This window comes from Leucobacter iarius (assembly GCF_039530105.1).
Classification (GTDB): domain Bacteria; phylum Actinomycetota; class Actinomycetes; order Actinomycetales; family Microbacteriaceae; genus Leucobacter; species Leucobacter iarius.
This window is the reverse complement of sequence record NZ_BAAAOB010000001.1, coordinates 1,863,065-1,882,429: the sequence shown is the minus strand read 5'-3', so window position 1 is coordinate 1,882,429 and position 19,365 is coordinate 1,863,065. Positions and strand designations below refer to the sequence as shown.

17 protein-coding genes are annotated in these 19,365 nt (G+C 71.4%); 4 read left to right on the top strand and 13 right to left on the bottom strand.

All coding sequences use genetic code 11. The annotated features are described in order from the left end of the window. Nucleotides 1-27: 27 nt before the first annotated feature. The 11 genes from ABD169_RS08495 to pheS all read right to left on the bottom strand — a co-directional run bounded on the left by ABD169_RS08495 (nt 28) and on the right by pheS (nt 13,409). Nucleotides 28-2,679, bottom strand: coding sequence for a glycoside hydrolase family 65 protein (locus tag ABD169_RS08495; protein ID WP_344031380.1), 2,652 nt, complete (start codon nt 2,677-2,679; stop codon nt 28-30). Continuing rightward, nucleotides 2,676-3,452 (bottom strand): HAD family hydrolase, encoded by a 777-nt coding sequence (locus ABD169_RS08490; protein ID WP_344031378.1) that lies wholly within the window; start codon nt 3,450-3,452, stop codon nt 2,676-2,678. The genes ABD169_RS08495 and ABD169_RS08490 overlap by 4 nt, the downstream gene beginning before the upstream one ends. Before the next feature lie 74 nt (nt 3,453-3,526). Continuing rightward, nucleotides 3,527-4,177, bottom strand: a complete 651-nt coding sequence (locus ABD169_RS08485) for a prepilin peptidase (RefSeq protein WP_344031376.1) — start codon at nt 4,175-4,177, stop codon at nt 3,527-3,529. Then, entirely contained in the window at nt 4,155-5,072 is a 918-nt protein-coding gene (argB, locus tag ABD169_RS08480) for an acetylglutamate kinase (protein ID WP_344031374.1), read from the bottom strand. The genes ABD169_RS08485 and argB overlap by 23 nt, the downstream gene beginning before the upstream one ends. Before the next feature lie 7 nt (nt 5,073-5,079). Then, complete coding sequence (gene argJ, locus ABD169_RS08475; RefSeq protein ID WP_344031372.1) at nt 5,080-6,267, bottom strand: bifunctional glutamate N-acetyltransferase/amino-acid acetyltransferase ArgJ; 1,188 nt, start codon at nt 6,265-6,267, stop codon at nt 5,080-5,082. Beyond that, nucleotides 6,264-7,343 carry an N-acetyl-gamma-glutamyl-phosphate reductase gene (gene argC / locus ABD169_RS08470; protein ID WP_344031370.1) on the bottom strand — a complete coding sequence of 360 codons (1,080 nt, stop codon included), beginning with the start codon at nt 7,341-7,343 and terminating at the stop codon, nt 6,264-6,266. The genes argJ and argC overlap by 4 nt, the downstream gene beginning before the upstream one ends. A 109-nt stretch (nt 7,344-7,452) precedes the next feature. Further along, nucleotides 7,453-8,541 (bottom strand): VOC family protein, encoded by a 1,089-nt coding sequence (locus ABD169_RS08465; RefSeq protein ID WP_344031368.1) that lies wholly within the window; start codon nt 8,539-8,541, stop codon nt 7,453-7,455. A 44-nt stretch (nt 8,542-8,585) separates the two neighbouring features. After that, the gene (locus ABD169_RS08460) at nt 8,586-9,341 is read right to left on the bottom strand and encodes an SDR family oxidoreductase (protein ID WP_344031366.1); all 756 of its coding nucleotides are present in this window, start codon (nt 9,339-9,341) and stop codon (nt 8,586-8,588) included. A 10-nt stretch (nt 9,342-9,351) separates the two neighbouring features. Beyond that, nucleotides 9,352-9,765 (bottom strand): VOC family protein, encoded by a 414-nt coding sequence (locus ABD169_RS08455; RefSeq protein WP_344031364.1) that lies wholly within the window; start codon nt 9,763-9,765, stop codon nt 9,352-9,354. Between the two features lie 48 nt (nt 9,766-9,813). Continuing rightward, nucleotides 9,814-12,369 (bottom strand): phenylalanine--tRNA ligase subunit beta, encoded by a 2,556-nt coding sequence (pheT, locus tag ABD169_RS08450; protein WP_344031362.1) that lies wholly within the window; start codon nt 12,367-12,369, stop codon nt 9,814-9,816. Continuing rightward, nucleotides 12,369-13,409 (bottom strand): phenylalanine--tRNA ligase subunit alpha, encoded by a 1,041-nt coding sequence (pheS, locus tag ABD169_RS08445; protein ID WP_344031361.1) that lies wholly within the window; start codon nt 13,407-13,409, stop codon nt 12,369-12,371. Before pheS ends, pheT begins: the two co-directional genes overlap by 1 nt. Nucleotides 13,410-13,520: 111 nt before the next feature. Here pheS and ABD169_RS08440 point away from each other — a divergent pair, with 111 nt between their 5' ends. From ABD169_RS08440 to ABD169_RS08425, 4 genes are all read left to right on the top strand, one after another. After that, entirely contained in the window at nt 13,521-14,150 is a 630-nt protein-coding gene (locus ABD169_RS08440; protein ID WP_344031359.1) for a hypothetical protein, read from the top strand. 87 nt (nt 14,151-14,237) lie between these two features. After that, a complete protein-coding gene (locus tag ABD169_RS08435; RefSeq protein WP_344031357.1) occupies nt 14,238-14,861 on the top strand; it encodes a copper resistance CopC family protein in 624 nt (207 codons plus the stop codon). A gap of 220 nt (nt 14,862-15,081) precedes the next feature. Continuing rightward, nucleotides 15,082-15,648 carry a copper chaperone PCu(A)C gene (locus ABD169_RS08430; RefSeq protein ID WP_344031355.1) on the top strand — a complete coding sequence of 189 codons (567 nt, stop codon included), beginning with the start codon at nt 15,082-15,084 and terminating at the stop codon, nt 15,646-15,648. Then, nucleotides 15,635-16,879, top strand: a complete 1,245-nt coding sequence (locus ABD169_RS08425; RefSeq protein ID WP_344031353.1) for a Dyp-type peroxidase — start codon at nt 15,635-15,637, stop codon at nt 16,877-16,879. The genes ABD169_RS08430 and ABD169_RS08425 overlap by 14 nt, the downstream gene beginning before the upstream one ends. A 207-nt stretch (nt 16,880-17,086) precedes the next feature. Here the strand turns inward: ABD169_RS08425 and ABD169_RS08420 are convergent, their stop codons facing one another. Together ABD169_RS08420 and ABD169_RS08415 are read right to left on the bottom strand one after the other, a co-directional pair. Next, nucleotides 17,087-17,845: an MBL fold metallo-hydrolase gene (locus tag ABD169_RS08420; protein WP_344031352.1), complete on the bottom strand. Its 759-nt coding sequence runs from the start codon at nt 17,843-17,845 to the stop codon at nt 17,087-17,089. Then, nucleotides 17,842-19,302 (bottom strand): purine-cytosine permease family protein, encoded by a 1,461-nt coding sequence (locus ABD169_RS08415; RefSeq protein ID WP_344031350.1) that lies wholly within the window; start codon nt 19,300-19,302, stop codon nt 17,842-17,844. Before ABD169_RS08415 ends, ABD169_RS08420 begins: the two co-directional genes overlap by 4 nt. Nucleotides 19,303-19,365: the final 63 nt, after the last annotated feature.

Below are 19,365 nucleotides of genomic sequence, written 5' to 3'. Positions count from 1 at the left end.
CGGAGGCGTCTCCTCCGCCCGGGACCACTATTGATGTTCGTCGCGCGAACCGCGCGTCGGGATGTCGGTGCCGATCACCGGGATCTCGGTCGTCAGCGTCGGGATCACGCCGCTCTCGCCCTCGCGCGGCAGGATCCCGGCGGAGAGGCCGCGAAACGCGCCGAGGTCGGGTCCCTGCCCGTCGAGCGGGACGCGCGTCTCCCCCGCTCCCGGCTCGATGAGCATCTCCGCACCGCGGACCCGCAGCGGCACCGGACGGGTGCCGCGCAGGATCTCGAATCGGATCGCGTCGACATCGAGCCGCACGGCGAGCGAGCTACCGCGCCACGCGAGCACGAACTCCATACCGCCCCAGTGATCGGGCAGCCTCGGATCGAAGGACAGTTCCCGGCCGGCGTCGCGCATACCGGCGAAGCCCTGCACCAGCGCGAGCCAGACACCGCCCGCGGAGGCGACGTGGACCCCGTCCTCGGCGTTGCGATGCAAGTCGTCGAGATCGACGCGCAGCGCGTGGTCGAAGTAGCGGTACGCGAGCTCGCGGTAGCCGACCTCGGCAGCGATCACCGATTGCACCACGGCCGAGAGGGTGGAGTCCCCGGTGGTGAGCGCGTCGTAGTACTCGAAGTTGGCGCGCTTCTCGGCAGCGCTGAAGTCGCCGCTGGCGAGCAGCATCGCGAGCACCACGTCGGCCTGCTTGAGCACCTGGAAGCGGTAGATCACGAGCGGGTGGAAGTGCAGCAGCAGCGGCTTCTGCTCGGGCGGCGTGGCCGCCAGATCCCACACCTCGCGTTCCAGGAAGTGCGCGTCCTGGGGATGCACGCCGAACTCGGCGGAGAACGGCACCGCCATGCCATCGGCGGCGGCCTCCCACGCTTCGATCTCCTCGGCCCGCAGCCCGAGCCGCTCGGCGAGGGCCCGGTACTCGGCCGGGGCCTCACCCGCGAGGCGCCTCGCGACCTCGGCTCCGTAGCGGAGGTTGAAGCGCGCCATGACGTTGGTGAACAGGTTGTCGTTGACCACCGTCGTGTACTCGTCGGGGCCGGTCACACCGTGGATATGGAAGCGGCGCGAGCCGTCGGGGTCGCTGCGCCAGAACCCCAGACTGCGCCACATGCGCGCCGTCTCGATCGGGATCTCGCTGGCACCGGAGACCATGAACTCGAGGTCGCCGCTCGCCGCCACATAGCGCGCGAGCGCATAGGTGATGTCGGCGTCGATGTGGTACTGCGCGGTGCCCGCGGCGTAGTAGGCGCTCGCTTCCTCCCCGTTGATGGTGCGCCAGGGGAAGAGCGCCCCGTCCTCGTTCAGCTGCGCGGCACGGGAACGGGCGTGCGGAAGCATCCGCAGGCGGAAGCGCAGCGCATTGCGGGCCCAGAGCGGAGACGTGTAGGTCAGGAACGGGAGCGCGTAGATCTCGCTGTCCCAGAAGGAGTGCCCGCTGTAGCCGGAGCCGGTGAGCCCCTTGGCCGCGATCCCCCGCCCGTCGGCACGAGCGGCTGCCTGGGCGAGCTGGAACAGGTTCCATCGGATCGCCTGCTGCACGCCCGGTTCGGCGTCCACCCGCACGTCGCTGCGCTCCCAGAACGCGTCCAAGAAGTCGCGCTGCTCGATCCAGCGCTGCTCGAGAGGATCGACCGCGGCGCGGTGGAGCGACTGCACGCAGCGGTCGATCAGTTCGTCGCAGGTCGCCGTGCGTGAGGAGTGGTAGACCGCCGTCTTGGTGAGGCGCACCGGACGTCCGGCCTGGGCGGTGCCCTGGAAGATGTGCCGGATCCGATCCGGTGCCACCTCCACCCGGCAGCTCCAGTCGTCGTCCGCGCCGTCCTCGCCGGCCCGGGCACCGGAGTCGAAGTCGTGGTCCGCGCCCACCGCGACGGCCATGCCCGAGTGGTGGACCCGGAAGCTCAGCACGCTCCGATCGGGCCGCTCGGGATCGGCGAGCACCGGACCGCGATCGAGCACGCGTTCCTCGAACACCTCGGCCTGCCTCGGATCGACGGGCTCATCCACTGCACGGGCGGGATCGCCCGGTCGCCCGATGCCCTTCGGCGCCCCCGGCTGTTCGCTGCGCACGCGGCCGAGGTCCTGGCGGTTGATGAGGAGGCTCGAAATGGTGAGGTCGGCGTCCGCGTCGAGCACCGTCACACGCATCTCGAGGGTGGCGAGGTGGCGGGATGCGAACGACACCATCCGGCGGGACTCCACCCGCACGCGCTTGCCCGTGGGCGTCAGCCAGAGCAGGGTCCGCGAGAGGGTGCCGGCACGCAGATCGAGGGTACGGTGCACCTCAAGGATCTCGGACGTCTCGAGGTTCAGACGCTCATCGTCGACGTAGATGCGGATCGTCTTCGCATCGGGCACGTTCACGATGGTCTGCCCCTGCTCCGCGAAGCCGTAGGCCGACTCGGCGTGCTGGATCTGCCAGGTCTCGTGCACGCCGTTCACGAAAGTGCCGTGGCTCCCGAGCGGCAACCCCTCCTCGTGGTTGCCGCGCATGCCGAGGTAGCCGTTGCCGAGCGCGAAGAGCGTCTCGTCGATCGCGGCCGTCTCGGGGTCGAGCCCCGGGATCGTGAGACGCCACGGATCGTCGCCGAAGTCCCGGTGCAGCCCCTCGACGGGATTCTCGAACGGAGGATCCGCACGATCAGCGAACGGAGCACCGGATGCGAACGGGATCATGAGAGCAGCTCCTCCAGGTCGGCGATCACGACTTCGGCACCCGAAGCGCGCAGCGCGTCAGCGCCGGCGCCTCGATCCACGCCCACGACGAGTCCGAACTCCCCCGCCACGGCGGCCGCGACGCCGGACTCGGCGTCCTCGAACACGGCGGTCTCCCCCGGTCGAATGCCGAGCGCCTCGGACGCAGCGAGGAACGTGGCCGGATCCGGCTTCCCGGGCAGGCCGTCCCGCGCCGCCACCGTGCCGTCCACCACCACGCGGAAGCGATCGGCGATCCCGGCCGCCCGCAGCACCTCCGCCGCGTTGCGCGAACTGGACACCACGCCCAGCGGAATCGGCGAACCATCCGGGCCCGGGGTCGCCGCCAGCGCATCGAGCAGCCGGAGCGAACCCGCATAGGGCCGGATGCCGTCGCGCCGGAGGATCTCCGCGAACATGCGATTCTTGCGGTTGCCGAGCTCCGTCACCGTCGCCGCGGCCCGCGCATCCGCGCCTTCGTCGTCCCCGGCGCCGTCGTCCGGCTCGCCCCAGGGCAGCTCGATCCCCCGCGCCGCCAGCAGCGTCGCGACGCCGTCGAACCGGGGCCGCCCGTCGAGCGACGCGAAATACTCCGACTCGGCATACGGCTCCTCGCCGCGCAGCGCGAAGAACCGGTCGAACGTCTCGGCCCAGGCGCGACGGTGCAGATCCACCGTCGGGGTGAGCACCCCGTCCAGATCGAAGAGGGCAGCCCTGCAGCGGGCGAGGTCTGAGCGGATCCGCGAGCCGTGCACGGCACGAGTGTATCGAGCGCGCCCCGGCACGGGGAGGGAGTCCACGCCGATTCGGCGAATCCGGAGGCCGCTGTTCAGCCAAACGCCACCAGTGCGATGCCGGACCACCCCGCCCCGAGCAGGACCGGGCCGAACGGCAGCCCCGTGCGCCGCCCCCGTGCGAACAGCAGCAGGATCGCCGACCCGGCGACGAGCCCGAACGCGCCCGCCAGTCCCCCGTCGACCGCACGATCGGCCCCCGTGGACCACCCCAGTGCGAACAGCGCCACGGGCACGAGCTTGGCGTCCCCGCCCCCGAATCCGGCACCGCAGCGCCAGGCGACCCAGGCCGCAGCGAATCCCGTCGCGGCAGCGAGCAGCCCGACGACGACGCGTTCCCCCTGCCCGACCAGCAAGGCCGCGCAGGCGGTCGGAATCGCGAACAGCGCGGCCGTCACCCCGAGCAGGCGGTTCGGAAGCCTCCGCTCCCGCAGATCCGTGCGGACGAGCACCGCCGTCGCCGCACCGAACCCGGCGAACGCCACGACGGCCAGCACGGTCGCGAGTGCGGTCACCGACGAGCCCGCACCGAACCCGCCGCGCACCGCGAGCACCGCAGCGATGCCGCCGCCCGCGAGCGCGGCGGCGGCCGTCAGCGCGAACGCGACGGACGCGAGGGACCTGGACCCGGCGGACGTCGCCGCAGCGGCGACCGTTTCCCCGTTATTCCCTGGTCGGCCCAGCAACGACTTCCGTTCCGATGCCCCGCGCCGTGAAGATCTCGAGCAGCACCGAGTGCGGCTCGCGGCCGTCGATGATGGCGGCCTTCGGCACACCCGCGCGCACGGCGTCGAGGCACGCCCGCATCTTCGGGATCATCCCCGATTCGAGGGACGGCAGCAGCGCGTCGAGCTCGTCCGTGGTGATGGTCGAGACCAGGGAGTCGCGATCGGGCCAGTTCGCGTAGAGCCCGGCCACGTCGGTGAGGATCACGAGCTTCTCGGCGCCGAGCGCCGCGGCGAGCGCCGCGGCCGCGGCATCCGCGTTGACGTTCAGGGACTCGCCGGGTCGCTCCTCGTCGGGCGCGATCGAGGAGACGACGGGGATCATGCCCGCTTCGAGCACGGCGAGCACCGACTCGGGGCGCACCCCGACGACGTCGCCGACGTGGCCGAGATCGATCAGGCGACCGTCGACCTCGACGGGCGGACGGCGACGGCCGATGAAGAGCCCCGCGTCCTCGCCCGTGGTGCCCGCGGCGAGCGGGCCGTGCGTGTTGATGCGGTCGACCAGCTCGGGGTTCACCTTGCCGGTGAGGACCATGCGCACGACCTCCATGGCCTCGGGCGTGGTGACCCGGTACCCGCCCTGGAACTCGCTCTCGATGCCGAGCCGGCCCAGCATCGCGTTGATCTGCGGGCCGCCGCCGTGCACGACGACGGGGCGGATGCCGGTGTGCCGCAGGTAGACGACGTCCTCGGCGAAGGCCTCCAGGAGCGCGTCGTCGACCATGGCGTTGCCGCCGAATTTGATGACGACGATCGCGTCGCGGAACTTCTTGAGCCAGGGCAGCGACTCGATGAGCACCTGGGCCTTCGCGGCCGCCTCGCCGTGCTCGAGCGTGGTCGTGGTGTGGGTCATGGCGTCCTCAGCTCGAGTAGGCGCTGTTCTCGTGCACGTAGTCGTGCGTGAGGTCGTTGGTGCGGATGGTCGCGGCGGCCTCACCCGCGAACAGTTCGATGCGCACGTGCGTGCGGCGCGGGGTGAGGTCGCACTCCTCGACGGGTCGGTCGGGTCCGCCCGCGTGGCAGAGGCGCACGCCGTTGAAGCTCACGTCGACCGCGTACGGGTCGAAGGCCGCGTCGGTGGTGCCGATCGCAGCCAGCACCCTGCCCCAGTTGGGGTCGTTGCCGAAGATCGCGGCCTTGAAGAGGTTGTTGCGCGCCACGGAGCGGCCGACCTCGACGGCCTCCGCCTCGCTCGCGGCGCCGAGCACCTCGATGTCGATGTCGTGGCTCGCGCCCTCGGCGTCGCCCTGCAGCTGGGCGGAGAGGTCGTCGCAGATCTCGGCGAGCACGGCCGCGAACACGTCCTCGTCGGCGGCGACGCCGGAGGCGCCGCTCGCGAGCAGCGTCACCTGGTCGTTGGTCGACATGCACCCGTCGGAGTCGAGCCGGTCGAAGCTGCGCCCGGTGGCCGCACGGAGCGCGCGATCGAGCTGCGCGTCGTCGAGCACCGCGTCGGTCGTGATCACGACGAGCATCGTCGCGAGCCCGGGAGCGAGCATGCCGGCGCCCTTGGCCATCGCGCCGATGGTCCAGCCGTCGCGCTCGCGCACGGCGGTCTTCTCGACCGAGTCGGTCGTGAGGATCGCGGCGGGGGCCGTCGCGTCGTCGGCGGCGAGCGCCGCGGCGAGCGCGGGCACGTTGTCCACGATCCGGTCGCGGAAGGTCTGGTCGCCCGACCCGATGAGACCGGTGGAGCAGACGAGGATCCGCTCGGCGTCGACGGCCTCGCTCGCGTCGTCGACGGAGCCCTCGGCGGTCAGCGCTGCGGCGACGGCCTCGGCGGTGAGGCGCGTGGTCTCGTAGCCGAACTCGCCGGTGAAGCAGTTGGCTCCGCCGGAGTTCAGCACGATGGCCCGGGCGGTGCCGCCCGCGACCACCTTGCGGCTCCAGATGATCGGGTTCGCCTGGGCGCGGTTGCTGGTGAAGACCGCCGCGCTGGCGCGACGCGGACCGTCGTTGACCACGAGCGCGAGGTCGGGCTTGCCGGTGCTCTTGAGTCCGACGGCGATGCCGGCGGAGCGGAAGCCTGCGGGGGCGGTGACGGTCACGGTGCGACTCCATTCGTCGAGAGGCCGGTGGTCTCGGGCAGGCCGAGGGCGATGTTGGCCGACTGGATCGCCGCGCCCGCGGTGCCCTTGGCCAGGTTGTCGAGCGCGCCGATCACGACGACGCGGCCCGCGGCCTCGTCGACGGCGAGCCCGATGAGGCAGGTGTTGGCGCCGAGCGTGTCGGCGGTGCGGGGCACCTGGCCCTCGGGCAGCAGGTGGACGAAGGGCTCGTCGGCGTAGGCGTGTTCCCAGGCGGCGCGGATCTCGGCGGCGTCGGGATGGCTGCCGTCGGCGCGGGTCGCGATGCGCGCGGTCGAGGTCGCGAGGATCCCCCGGCTCATGGGGACGAGTACGGGGGTGAAGCTGATGGTCGGCTCGGTCGATGCGCCTGCGCCGCGCAGCGCCTGGCGGATCTCGGGGATGTGCCGGTGGGTGCCGCCGACCGCGTAGGGGTTCGCGGATCCCATGAGCTCGGCGCCGAGCAGGTGCGTCTTGGCGGCCTTGCCGGCCCCGCTGGGGCCCACCGCGAGCACGCTCACCAGGTCTTCCGCCTCGATCACTCCCGCGGCGATGCCGGGCGCGAGCGAGAGTGCCACGGTGCTGGCGTTGCAGCCGGGTGCCGCGATCCGCGTCGCGCCGACGAGCGCCTCGCGCTGCTTGCCCGGTGCAGCCGGGGTGTCGCCCGCGACGAGCAGTTCCGGCACGCCGTAGCTCCAGGCCTCGTGGTGCTCGCCGCCGTAGAACGCGGCCCAGTCGGCGGGGTCGGTGAGCCGGTGGTCGGCACCGCAGTCGATGGCGAGGCGGACGTCGCGCAGCTGCGCGGTCAGTTCGCCCGAGGCTCCGTGCGGCAGCGCGAAGAAGACGATGTCGTGCCCGTCGAGTACGGCGGGCTCGGTGGGCTGCAACGTGAGGTGCGCGAGCGAGCGCAGGTGCGGCTGGCTCGCGATGAGCGGCTGGCCCGCGGTGGAGTGCCCAGTGACGGTGCGGATCTCGAACTCGGGATGCGCGGCGAGCAGGCGCAGCAGCTCACCGCCCGCGTATCCGCTCGCTCCGGCGACCGCGACGGTGAATGCCATAGTGCTCGTGCCTCTCTCGCTCGGCACCATACGGAGCCGATGCCGTTCCAGACTCTCTATTCTGGCACTTCCTCGGGCACCGTCGCGCACGCGACGTCATCGACCGCCGTCAGAGATCGGCGATCACGATCTTCTTCATCTGCAGCATGTGCGGGAACGCATCGGGGCGCTGCATCAGTTCGTCCATGTTATCCGGCACGATCTGCCAGCTCACGCCGAACGCGTCGACGAGCCAGCCGCACTGCTCGGCCTCGGGGACCGCCGAGAGCGCGTCCCACAGCAGGTCGATCTCGTCCTGCCCGTGGGCGTTCACGATCAGCGAGACGCCGTTCGTGAACGATTCCGGCTGCTCGACCCCCGAATCCATCGCCGAGAACCGTTGCGGCCCGACGCCGAACTCCCCGTACATGACCGCGCCCGCCGGCGCGGGGCCCGTCTGCACCGGGTACGGGGCCGTGAACCCGCGGTCGGATCCGCCGAGGCTCTGCGTCGCGCCGAGCACCGCGACGTAGCGGTCGATCGCTTCGCTCGCCCGGTTCTGCGCCGCGGCGCCGAACATCAGGCAGGGCATCACGAACGGTGCGGCCGCGCCGGATGGATCGCCGCCCGGGGCCTCGGGATCCACCAGCATGAGCTGCCAGCTCACCCCGTAGCGGTCCTCGACCCAGCCGTAGCGGCCGCTGAAGGGGTACTCGCCGAGCTCCATGAGCACGCGGCCGCCGAAGCCGAGCGCTCCCCAGGTCGCATCGAGCTGCGCGCGGGCGCGCAGCATCGAACCGTCGAAGTTCCGGGGATCGAAGTGCAGGGTGAGCGAGATCGACGGGTTCGGCCGGAACTCCGGCCCCGCGTTGACGAGCGTGACCCGGTACCCGCCGATGAGCACGTCGACGGTGAGCGGTTTTCCGGCGAGCGGCTGCTGGAAGTCGAGCAGGCCGGTCTCGGGGTAGCGGCTCATGACCTCGAAGGAGGTGTCGGGCAGCGCCGCGGCGTAGAACGCGGCGGTCTCCTCCGCAGCGCCGTTCGACCAGAGGCAGGGGACGATCCGCTGGATCGCCGGCCGCGCCGGCTTCCGCGTGCGGGGCTTCGCCGCGGTTCGCGGCTTCGCGGCCGCGGTTCGCGGCTTGGCGGCCGTGCTTCGCGGTTTCGCCGCGGCCGAGGCGGACTTCGAGGTGGGACTGGGCTTCGCTGCCGTGGCCATGGGGTTCCTCTCGCCGTGGCCGGTCCGTTCCGGCCGATCGTGCGCTACGCCTCCGAGTGTGCCCCCGAGGCGAGCCATTCGTCAAAGGTGGTCGCGTCAAGCTGTGCATCCGGCCCGGGCAGGATCGAACCGTCGCGGATCGCGCGCCCGAATCCGCCGGGCATCGGGAACTCGATCACCCGGGCCGATCCCCCGCGCGCCGCGCCGATGCGGCGCACCAGATCGGCCATGCGCTCCTCGCGCGGACCCGCGAGATCCGGAGCGTCCCCGATCGGGCCGCCCTCGGCGATCTCGACCAGCCGGGCGGCGACCGACGCCGCCGCGACGGGCTGGGAACGCATCGACGGCATGAGCGTCAGCGGGCCGAGGCGGATCGCATTGGCGCTCGCGAACTCGAAGAACTGCGCCGCGCGCAGCACCGTCCACGGCACCGATCCCGCGGCGACCGCCCGCTCCTGCGCGGCCTTGCCCGCGTAGTAGCCGTACGGCGCTCGAGCGGCGCCCACGATGGAGAGCGCGATGTGATGCCCGACGCCCGCTGCGTGCTCCGCGGCCAACAGGTTCCGGGTCACCGCTTCGAACCACTCGATCGAGCGCCCCGCCGACACCGCGAAGGCGCCGGACGCGTCGATCACGACGTCGATGCCCGCGAGGTCGATCCCGGTGCCCGCGCGCAGGTCGGCGCCGGTCGAGCGGGCGAGGATCCGTACCTCGTGCCCGCGATCGTGGGCGATCCGGGCGACATGCGCCCCGACCGTGCCGGTGCCGCCGGCGACGGCGATGGAGAGATGCTCGCTCATGCGGCCAACGCTACTCGGTCTCCGGGCCGTCCGGTTCGTATCCGATCAGCCAGCGCACGCCGAAGCGATCCATCACCTGGCCGTCGTGCGCTCCCCACGACCGCTCGATCAGCGGGTCGAGCACGCGCCCGTGCTCGGCGAGGGCATCGAACCAGGCGTGCAGCGTGTCGGGATCCGCTCGGCCGAGCAGCGAGAGGAACATGCCCGCCATCGCCACGGCGTCCTCGTCGGGGCCGGCGTCGGCGGCGAACAGCGAGACGGGCCCGGTGAGGATCCCGTGCGCGATCGAGTCCCCCGGTCCGCCGAAGCGGCCGAACTCGGCGAAGGTGTGCGCGGTGACAACCCCGCCGAAGGTCGCCCGGTAGAACTCGAGCGCCTCGGCGGCGGTTCCCGGCAGCAGCAGATACGGGGCGGGCGAGGTCATACCGTCATGGTACGCCGCGCCCGTCCGCCGTTGCCGCTGCGATCGCGCTCAGTCGCGCAGCTTTGCTCCGAAGCGCTCGCTCGCCGCGGCGACGCCGGCGAGCTTCGCCTCGCTCGCTTCCTCTGCGGTCAGCGTGCGATCCTCGGCCCGGAAGCGCAGCGCGAAGGTCAGCGCCTTCTCGTCGTCGCCGAGTCCCGCTCCGCGGTAGTCGTCGACGATCGTCGCGCCCTCGAGCAGGCCGCTCGCGGTCGCACCGGCGATCACCGCGTCGAGCACCTCCGCCGCGGGGATCGCACGGTCCACCACGAGGGTGAGGTCCTGCGTCGCAGCGGGGTAGGTCGACAGCTGGGCGACCTCGGGCTCGCGCGCAGCGACCTCGATGAGCCGCTCGAGATCGAGCTCGAACGCGGCGACGCGACCCGGCAGGTGCACCGCCTCCGCGGTCTCGGGCGCGAGCTCGCCGGCGACGCCGACCGGCTCGAGCGAGCCGTCCACCAGGACGAGCAGCTCGGCGGTGCGACCCGGATGGAACGCACGGTGCGCACCCTGACGCACCACGAGTTCGGCCGAGACCGCACCGGCGACGACGCGCGCGGCGTCGAGGGCGTCGGCCCAGTCCCAGGCACGGGCGGGCTCGCCCGCCTGCTTCGCGACCGCGGCGCCCACGAACAGGCCCGCTGCGCGGCCCGGCTGCTTCGGGATCGATCCGTCGAGCTCCGCGAGCACCGCGTCGGACGGGCGCTCGCCGAGCGGCGGCACCGTGTCGGTGCCGAGGCGAACGTGCTCGGGATCGAACACCGCGCCGAACTCGACGAGCGCGAGATCGGTGAGGCCGCGCGACACGTTGCGCTGCGCCGCGGTCACGAGACCGGCGAGCAGCGAACGGCGGAGGAACGGGGCCTCGCCGTCGAGCGGGTTCGCCAGGCGGATGGCGTGCACCGGAGCGGCTGCGCCGTCGACGGGCTCGCTGCCGGCCCCGAAGCGATCCAGCTGGGCGCGGGACACGAACGGGTAGCTCTGCACCTCGGTGAGCCCCCAGGCCGTCGAGACGTTCGCCGCGCGGCGGCGCAGACGCTGCTCCCGGGTGAGCCCGCGACCCGCCGGAGCGGTCGGGAGCACCGAGGGGATGCGGTCGTAGCCGATGATGCGCGCGGCTTCTTCGACCAGATCTGCGGGACGCGTGAGGTCGGCGCGCCAGCTGGGGGCCGTCGCCTCGAGCACGCCGTCGCCGGCCTCGACCAGCTCGCAGCCGATCATCTCGAGCGCGCTGCGGATCTCGTCGTCGCGGTAGTCGGTGCCGAGCAGGCCGTTGACCCGCGACAGTTCGAAACGGACCGCTTCGGGCGCCCACGGCGCCACGAGTTCGCTGCCGAGCTCGTCGACCGTGCCGCCGCCGAGCTCGACGAGCAGTTCGACCGCGCGCTGCGCCGCGGCGCGCGCGACGAGCGGGTCGACACCGCGCTCGAAGCGTTTGGAGGCCTCGCTGGGGAGCTTGTGCCGGCGCGCGGAGCGGGCGATCGAGACGGAATCGAAGGTCGCGGCCTCGACGAGCACGTCGGTGGTCGCATCGTCGGTCTTGGTCGACTCGCCGCCCATCACGCCGGCCAGGCCGATCGCGCCGGAGTCGTCGGCGATGACCAGGTCCTCGACGTGCAGCTTGCGCTCCGCGCCGTCGAGCGTGACGAGGGTCTCGCCCTCGGCGGCCCGGCGCACCCGCAGGCCGCCCGAGACCTTGCCCAGGTCGTAGGCGTGCAGCGGCTGGCCCAGTCCGAGCATGACGTAGTTGCCGATGTCGACGGGCAGCGACAGCGCTCGGACGCCGGCGAGCTGCAGGCGCGAGACCATCCAGGCCGGGGTCGGTCGCGTCGCGTCGATGCCGCGCACCACGCGCGTGACGAAGCCGGAGGCGCCGACGCGGCCGCGGATCGGAGCCGCGTCGTCGATGGTCACATCGAAGCCGGACGCGGGGACCGGGGCGACCGCCTCGGCGGGGTCGCGGAACACCGCTCCGGTCGAGTGCGCGTACTCGCGGGCGACGCCGCGCACCGAGAACGCGTAGCCGCGATCCGGCGTCACGTTGATCTCGACGGCGGTGTCGGCCATGCCGAGCAGCTCGAGCGCGTTCGCGCCCGGCTCCGCGTCGATCCCCCAGCGGCTGAGCACGATGATGCCGTCGTGATCGTCGCCCAGGGCGAGCTCACGGGCCGAGGCGATCATGCCGTCGGACACGTGTCCGTAGGTCTTGCGCGCGGCGATGCGGAAGTCGCCGGGCAGCACGGCGCCGGGCAGGGTCACCACGACCCGATCGCCGACGTCGAAGTTGTGGGCGCCGCAGACGACGCCGCGCACGTCCTCGCCGCCGTCGGCGGCGCGCTGGCCCTCGGGCGCGACGCGCACCTGGCACCAGTTGACGGTCTTGCCGTTGGAGTGCTCCTCGGGCTCGCGGCTCAGCACCTCGCCGACCACGATGGGACCCGAGGCGTCGAAGCGGCGGATCGACTCCTCCTCGAAGCCGACGCGGACGAGATCGGCGTGCACCTGCTCGGGCGTGGTGCCCGCGGGCAGCTCGACGGATTCCGCGAGCCAGGAAAGCGGGATACGCATCAGACGAGTCCTCCGAACTGCTGGTTGAAACGGGTGTCGCCCTCGACCATGTCGCGCATGTCGTTGATGTCGTGGCGGAACTGCAGGGTGCGCTCGATGCCCATGCCGAAGGCGAAGCCCTGGTACTCCTCAGGATCGATGCCGGCCGCGGCCAGGACCCGGGGATCGACCATGCCGCAGCCGCCCCACTCGACCCAGCGCGCCCCGCCCTTGGCGTTCGGCTGCCAGACGTCCATCTCGGCCGACGGCTCGGTGAACGGGAAGAAGTTCGGGCGCAGACGGATCTTCGCCTCCTCGCCGAACATCTGCCGGGCGAAGTGCTCGAGCGTGCCGCGCAGGTGCGCCATCGTCAGACCCTTGTCGATGGCGATGCCCTCGATCTGGTGGAACACGGGGGTGTGCGTCGCGTCGAGCTCGTCGGTGCGGTAGACGCGGCCCGGCGCCACCACGTAGACGGGCAGCTCTCGCCCCAGCAGGGAGCGGATCTGCACCGGCGAGGTGTGCGTGCGGAGCAGCAGGTGCCGGTCGGCCGGCTCCACGAAGAACGTGTCCTGCATGGCGCGCGCGGGGTGGTCGGGATCGAAGCCGAGGGCGTCGAAGTTGAACCACTCGTGCTCGACCTCGGGGCCCTCCGCGATCTCCCAGCCCATGCCGATGAAGATGTCGGCCGCTTCCTCCTGGAGCTGCGCCAGGGGGTGGCGGCTGCCGGCGGCGCGGCGCACGGGCGCCTCGGTGACATCGACGGTCTCGGCGGCGAGGCGGGCCTGCGCCTCGGCCGCGGCGAGCTCGCCCTCGCGGGCCTTGTAGGCGCCCTCGAGGCGGCCGCGGGCCTGCCCCATGAGCTTGCCGGTCGCGGCCTTCTCGTCCTTCGGCACCTCGCGCATGCGCGCGTTCAGCTGCGCGATCGCCGAGGCCTCGCCGACGTGGGCGTTGCGCGCGGACTTCAGCTCTGCGACCGTCGCCGCAGCGGCGAATGCGGCGAGCGCCGCATCGACCGCCGAATCGACCGCGTCCTGGGTAATGGGATTGGTGTCTGACACGGGAACCGATTCTATCGGGAAGAGCGGAGCGCGGAGGCCGGACGACGGAGGTCGCGGCCCCGCTCACGTAGACTGGACGATATGTCCGCCCGGCCCGACGCACGAGCTCCCATGAGCCGTGCTGCCCGCACCGCTCGCGGTGCGGCGGGCGCTGTGCTCGCGACGCTGCTAGCGGCGGCGTCCCACGGCCTCGCCGGCGGCACGGTGACCGCCTTCTCGGTGCTCGCGACCGCGGTGCTCGCGCTTCCGCTGTGCGTGCTGCTCGGCGGACGGGTCGGATCGCTCTGGCGTCTGGCCGTCGCGGTCGGCGCGAGCCAGTTCGTCTACCACTGGTCGTTCTCGGGCCTCGGCCTCGTCGGTTCCGGTTCGTCCGCGACCTCGGCGCCGACGCCGCTGCACGCCGGCCACCTCGCCGCCATCCAGTCGATGGCTCCGTCCCTGCAGGTCGGTTCCGACCCGGCCTCGGCCGATGCGGCCATGTGGGCCATGCACGCGGTGGCCGCGATCGCCACCATCGCGCTGCTGCACCGCGGAGAGCGCGCCTTCCTCGGGCTGGTCGCGCTCACCGATTCGCTGCTCGCCGCGCTGCGGAGCGTGCTCGTCCCGCTGCTGCTGGGCGTCGGCGAGCATCGTCCTGCCGATCGTCCCGTCTCGCTCTTCCTCGCACCCGCCGCCCTGCGCGAGCGGCTGCATTCGCTCTCTGCGATCACGCACCGGGGTCCCCCGGCGCTCGGCGCGTAGCTCCGGCCGCGCCGTCCGCCGACCTCAGACTCCGCCCGCGGTGCCGTTCCGCGCACCCGGCTCCAGCAGAAAGCGCTCAGCTCACCCATGTCCAGAACTGTCTCGCGGCTCCGCCGCTTCACCGCGGCGGCGGCGATCGCCGGCGCCCTCGCCATCGGCGGCACCGCCCTCGCGGCTTCGCCGGCCTTCGCGCACGACGAACTGGTCGGTCAGGGGTTCGCCCAGGACCAGCAGACCGGTGCGGTCTCCGGGATCACGCTGACGTTCAGCGACTCCGTGATCAAGGTGGGCACCGAGATCGCGATCACCGATCCGAAGGGCGCCGTCGTCAGCGATGGCGACGCGGTGGTGAACGAACGCGACGTGAGCCAGGCCGTCAAGGCTCCGCTCCCGGCGGGCGGCGCCTACCAGGTGGCGTGGCGCGTGGTCTCCTCCGACGGTCACCCGATCTCGGGCAGCTACTTCTTCGAGGTGGCTGAGGACGGGTCGGCGAAGGTCACCGCCGTCGGCGAGAAGGATCCTCGCTTCACCGAGCCCGAGGGCAGTGCGAAGTCGGATGCGTCCTCCGAGTCGAAGGTGTCCTCCGAGTCCGGCGGCGTGCCGATCGGCGCGGTCGCGGGGATCGGCGGCGGGCTGGTGGTCGTGATCGCCGCGACCGTGGTGCTGACGCGCAAGAAGAAGCCGAGCGACTCCGCGGAGTCCGCGGAGTAGTCCTCTCCGACGCGCGCCTCGCTGGCGCGCGCTCCCCTCGCTGCGCATCGAACGCGCGCGCAGCGATCCCTGTTTCGCCGTGCCCGCACGCGGCGATGCCCGGCGCGCCCGCGCGCCGGAGCGTCGCTCCGTCGCGACTCGGCCGCATCGACGGCCCGGTCGCGCCCGCGGCACGGCACCCGGCGCGCACGCGCCGACGCACATCATCTGGAGTACACCCATGTCCGTTTCCACTGTTTCCCCGATCCGTCGCGCCGCCACCGGCGTCGCCATCTCCGCGGCCGCGCTCGCGCTCGCGCTCGGCCTCGGCCTGACCTCCTGCTCCTCGACGCCGGCGTCCTCCGAGAAGCCCTCGGCGACCGCCGAGCAGCAACAGAAAGCCCCGGTCGAGCTGGCTGACGCCTGGGTCAAGGCGACCGACGGCGACATGAGCGCCGTGTTCGGCACGCTCAAGAACTCGGGCTCGTCCGACGTCACGCTCGAGTCGGCCTCGACGCCGATCGCCGGCATGGTCGAGCTGCACGAGACGATCGTCGAGAACGGCACCGCCACCATGCGCAAGAAGGAGGGCGGGATCAAGATCCCGGCAGGCAAGACCGCCGCGCTGGAACCCGGCAGCACCCACATCATGCTGATGGACCTGAAGAAGCCGGTGAAGGCCGGCGACGAGGTCCCCGTCACGCTGAAGTTCTCGGACGGCAGCACGCTCGAGGTGCCGGTGCTCGGCAAGGCGTTCAGCGGCGCGAACGAGAACTACGACGGCGGCGCCGAGCATGCCGGCCACTGAGCCCGCGACAGCCGAGACGGCCGCCCCGAGCGCGTCATCGACGCGCTCGGTCAGCCGGCGGGGGCTCTTCGGAGCCCTCGCCGGGGCGGCCGGCGGCGCGGCCGTCACGGCTGCCGGGTTCGCGATCGCGGGCGGTGCCGGCCGCGCCGGCGCGGAGCCGGTCGCCGAGACGATCCACGGCTCCGAGCGCATTCCGTGCCACGGCGCGCACCAGGCCGGGATCACGACGGCGCACACGGCGCACGTGAGCTATCTCGCGCTCGATCTGCTGCCCGATGCCGATCATGACGGGATCCTGCGCATGCTCCGTCTGCTGAGCGGGGACGTCGAGGCGCTCACCGCGGGCACCGCTCCCCTGGCGGACGTCGAGCCGGAGCTCGCCGAGTTGCCCGCGCGGTTGACGGTCACGGTGGGCTTCGGCCGGGAGCTGGTGCGGCGGGTCGATCCCGCAGCGGTGCCCGCGTGGCTGGGGCCGCTGCCGAAGTTCTCGCGGGACCGCCTCGACGAGGCGTACAGCGGCGGTGATCTGCTGCTCGTGATCGCCGCCGATGATCCGGTGACGATCGCGCACGCCGCGCGGTTCCTGGTGAAGGACGTACGCCCGTTCGCGAAGCCGCGCTGGCGGCAGGACGGTTTCGCGCGTGCGCGCGGCACCGAGTCCGGCGGCCGCACGATGCGGAATCTGATGGGCCAGGTCGACGGGACCGTGAATCCGAAGCCGGCCTCGTCCGATTTCTCCGGGCTCGTGTGGCTCGGCGCGGATGCGGGCTGGTTGCGGAACGGGAGCGCTCTGGTGCTGCGTCGGATCCGCATGGAGCTCGATACGTGGGATCGGGTGGATCGGGTCGGTCGCGAGTTCGCGATGGGTCGGACCCTGCGCGAGGGCGCTCCGTTGACCGGGAAGAAGGAGCACGACGAGCCGGACTTCGCGGCGCGGGATTCGCTCGGTTTCACCGTGATCTCAAAGGACGCGCACATCGCCCGCGCGCACTCGACGGATCCGGGCGAGCGCATCTACCGGCGCGCGGTGAACTACGACGACGGACTCGAGCAGGGGCTGCTGTTCGCCTGCTATCAGCGTGATCCGCTCGCGCAGTTCGTGCCGATCCAGCGGCGCCTCGACGAGGCGGACCTGATGAACGAGTGGGTCACCCATATCGGTTCGGCGGTGTTCGCGATCCCGCCGGGGTGGCGTGCCGGCGGACGGTTGGGCGAGACGCTCGTGGCGTAGCGGGGTTCCCGGTGCGATCCGACCGCGATCGCACCGGCCCGACCGCATCGCCACCGACCACTGCGGTGCAGGATCGAATACCTCCGACGCCCGTGCACGAACGGCACCGCGCGTCGGCATCGGAGGTCTTCGCTCGGCTGCCGGCAAGCGAGAGGGCAGGCACTGCTTCGAGGCACTCGGCTCCACGGAGCGGCGACTGTTCCCGGTTCAGACCGTCCGCGTCGCGGCCCGAAGATACGAGTCGATGATCTCCCGCAGCCGATGCCCGTTGAACGACTCCCCGTGACCGGGGTAGACCGTGCGAACCGGAAGGTCCCGCAAGCGGTGCATACTGCGGACGTACGCCTGATCATCGGATTCGAAGAGATCGTCGAGCAGATCGTCGTCGTACACGACATCACCGCTGAACAGCGCACCGGAGTCCCAATCGAACAGGCAGATCGAGCCCGGTGTATGCCCCGGGAGGTGCAGGATCTGCAGCCGTCGATTCCCCAGGTCGATCACGTCACCTTCTGCGACGGTGACGGTCGCGACGACCGGACGTACCTCGTATCGTTCGGGATCGCAGGACCGGGTTCGGGCGGTGACCAGCAACTCGGGGAGCGTTTCGCTCAGGCCGAGTTGCGCAGCGAGCACATCGCCCCGGATCGACGTGCCGTGGGGCGCGTGCAGCGGCTCCAGAGCATGCGCCCGCAGATCCGCGAACTCGTAGGCCGACCCCATGTGGTCCAGATGCGCATGGGTCACCACCAGCACTGGATTGTTCGCGAATAGCTCCGGGAACTCCGTGCGAAGGGAGCCGATCCCGAGACCGGAATCCACCACGAGGTCTCGGTCGTCACCCGCGACATGCCAAATGTTTCCGCGGAGGAACTCATCCGCATACGGCTCCTCGATGCGAGTGATCCCGTCTTCCATCGATTCCGAGACGAACCAACGGTCGACGATCGGCAGAGGCGAGTTCACTTGCGGACCTCCGACGGCTCACCCGCACCGAGGACCGCGACAGGTGCCGCGATGCTCGTGCGGACCGTCCGCGCGCCGAGCAGCAGATACAGTCCGCCTCCGACCAACAGACCGACGAACGGTGAAATATCCGCGCCGCCGAGCGCGGTCGAGATCGGGCCGACGTAGTCGGTGGTCTTGATGCAGAGCGCTGCGAACGTCGTCCCCACGACGAGCGAGACACACCCCGCGATGTTCCACCCGCCCGTGAACCAGTTCGGACCACCTCGCGTTTGGTCCTGCAGGTCTTCGCCTCGGTAGTCGTTCCGGCGGAGCACGATATCCACCATGTAGATTCCCAGCGCCGGAGCCAGGACGGCAACCGTCACTTCGAGAAGCGCGTTCAACGTGCCCAGGAAGTTCGAGACGAAAAGCGCGTACAGCGTGATGGACACGGCGATTGCCGCATCGAAGATGACCGTGACCGAGCGCTTCCAGCGCACCCCTGCAGCCATCAATGCAAGACCCGTGCTGTAGGCGGTCAGCGCATTGTTCGTGATCGATCCGACCACTACGACGAGCAGGAAGATCGGGTAGAACCAGCCCGGGACGAGCGCTTCCATGGCCCTTTCCGGAACTGTCATGTCGACGACGCTCCCGGCGAGCACGCCGAGGCTGCCGATCACCACAGCTGGGAGGAAACCGCCGAGACCGGTCCAGAAGGCGACACGGGAGGGCGATGAGTCCGCCGGAAGATAGCGCGAGTAGTCGGCGCTCATCTGCCAGGACAGCGGGGCTGCCGCGATGATCGTCACACCGGCGGCCGCGACGGGCCACAGCTCCGACCCCGAAAGCGTCCCCCCGCTCGGAACATAGCCGAAGTCCGCGTGCTGCAGAACGAAGACCCCCAGAACCGCGATACCGGCGAGCAGCAGCCACGTGACCCAGCCGCTGACTCGCAGGATCATGCCGTGGCCGAAGACGCTGATGGTGAACGTCAGCACGGCCAGTCCGACGACCAGGACGGCCTGGATCCAAATGGGCGCATCGGGAGCGAAGTACTTCACCAGGGTGAAGCCGACCAGTGCGCCGACCGACAGATTGATGGCTTCGTAGAGCACGCCGACCAGCCAGCCCAGGATCACGTTCTGCACCCGGTTCCCACGGACACCGTAGAACGCGCGCGTGATGACCTCGCTGGGGACCCCCGCGCGGGGACCGCTCACCGCGAGGAAACCGATCCCCGCGTAGAAGAGGTTCCCTCCGAGGATGACCGCGAGCGACTGCCATACATCGAGCCCGGAGAGGATCAGCATGCCGCCCAGGACGAAGTACAGATAGGTGACGTTGGAGCCCGCCCACACCGTGAAGAGCGCGCGCGGTGTGCCATGCCGCTCCGCGGTGGGGATGTGATCAGTGCCGTGCTGCTCGATGTGCACCGCTGGGGACTCGTGCCCCGCCGAATGTTGCGCGGTCATGCCGGACGCCTCCTCGCGTTGTTGACCTTGAGGCCAAGTAAGCCCCGCACGAGCATACGCACT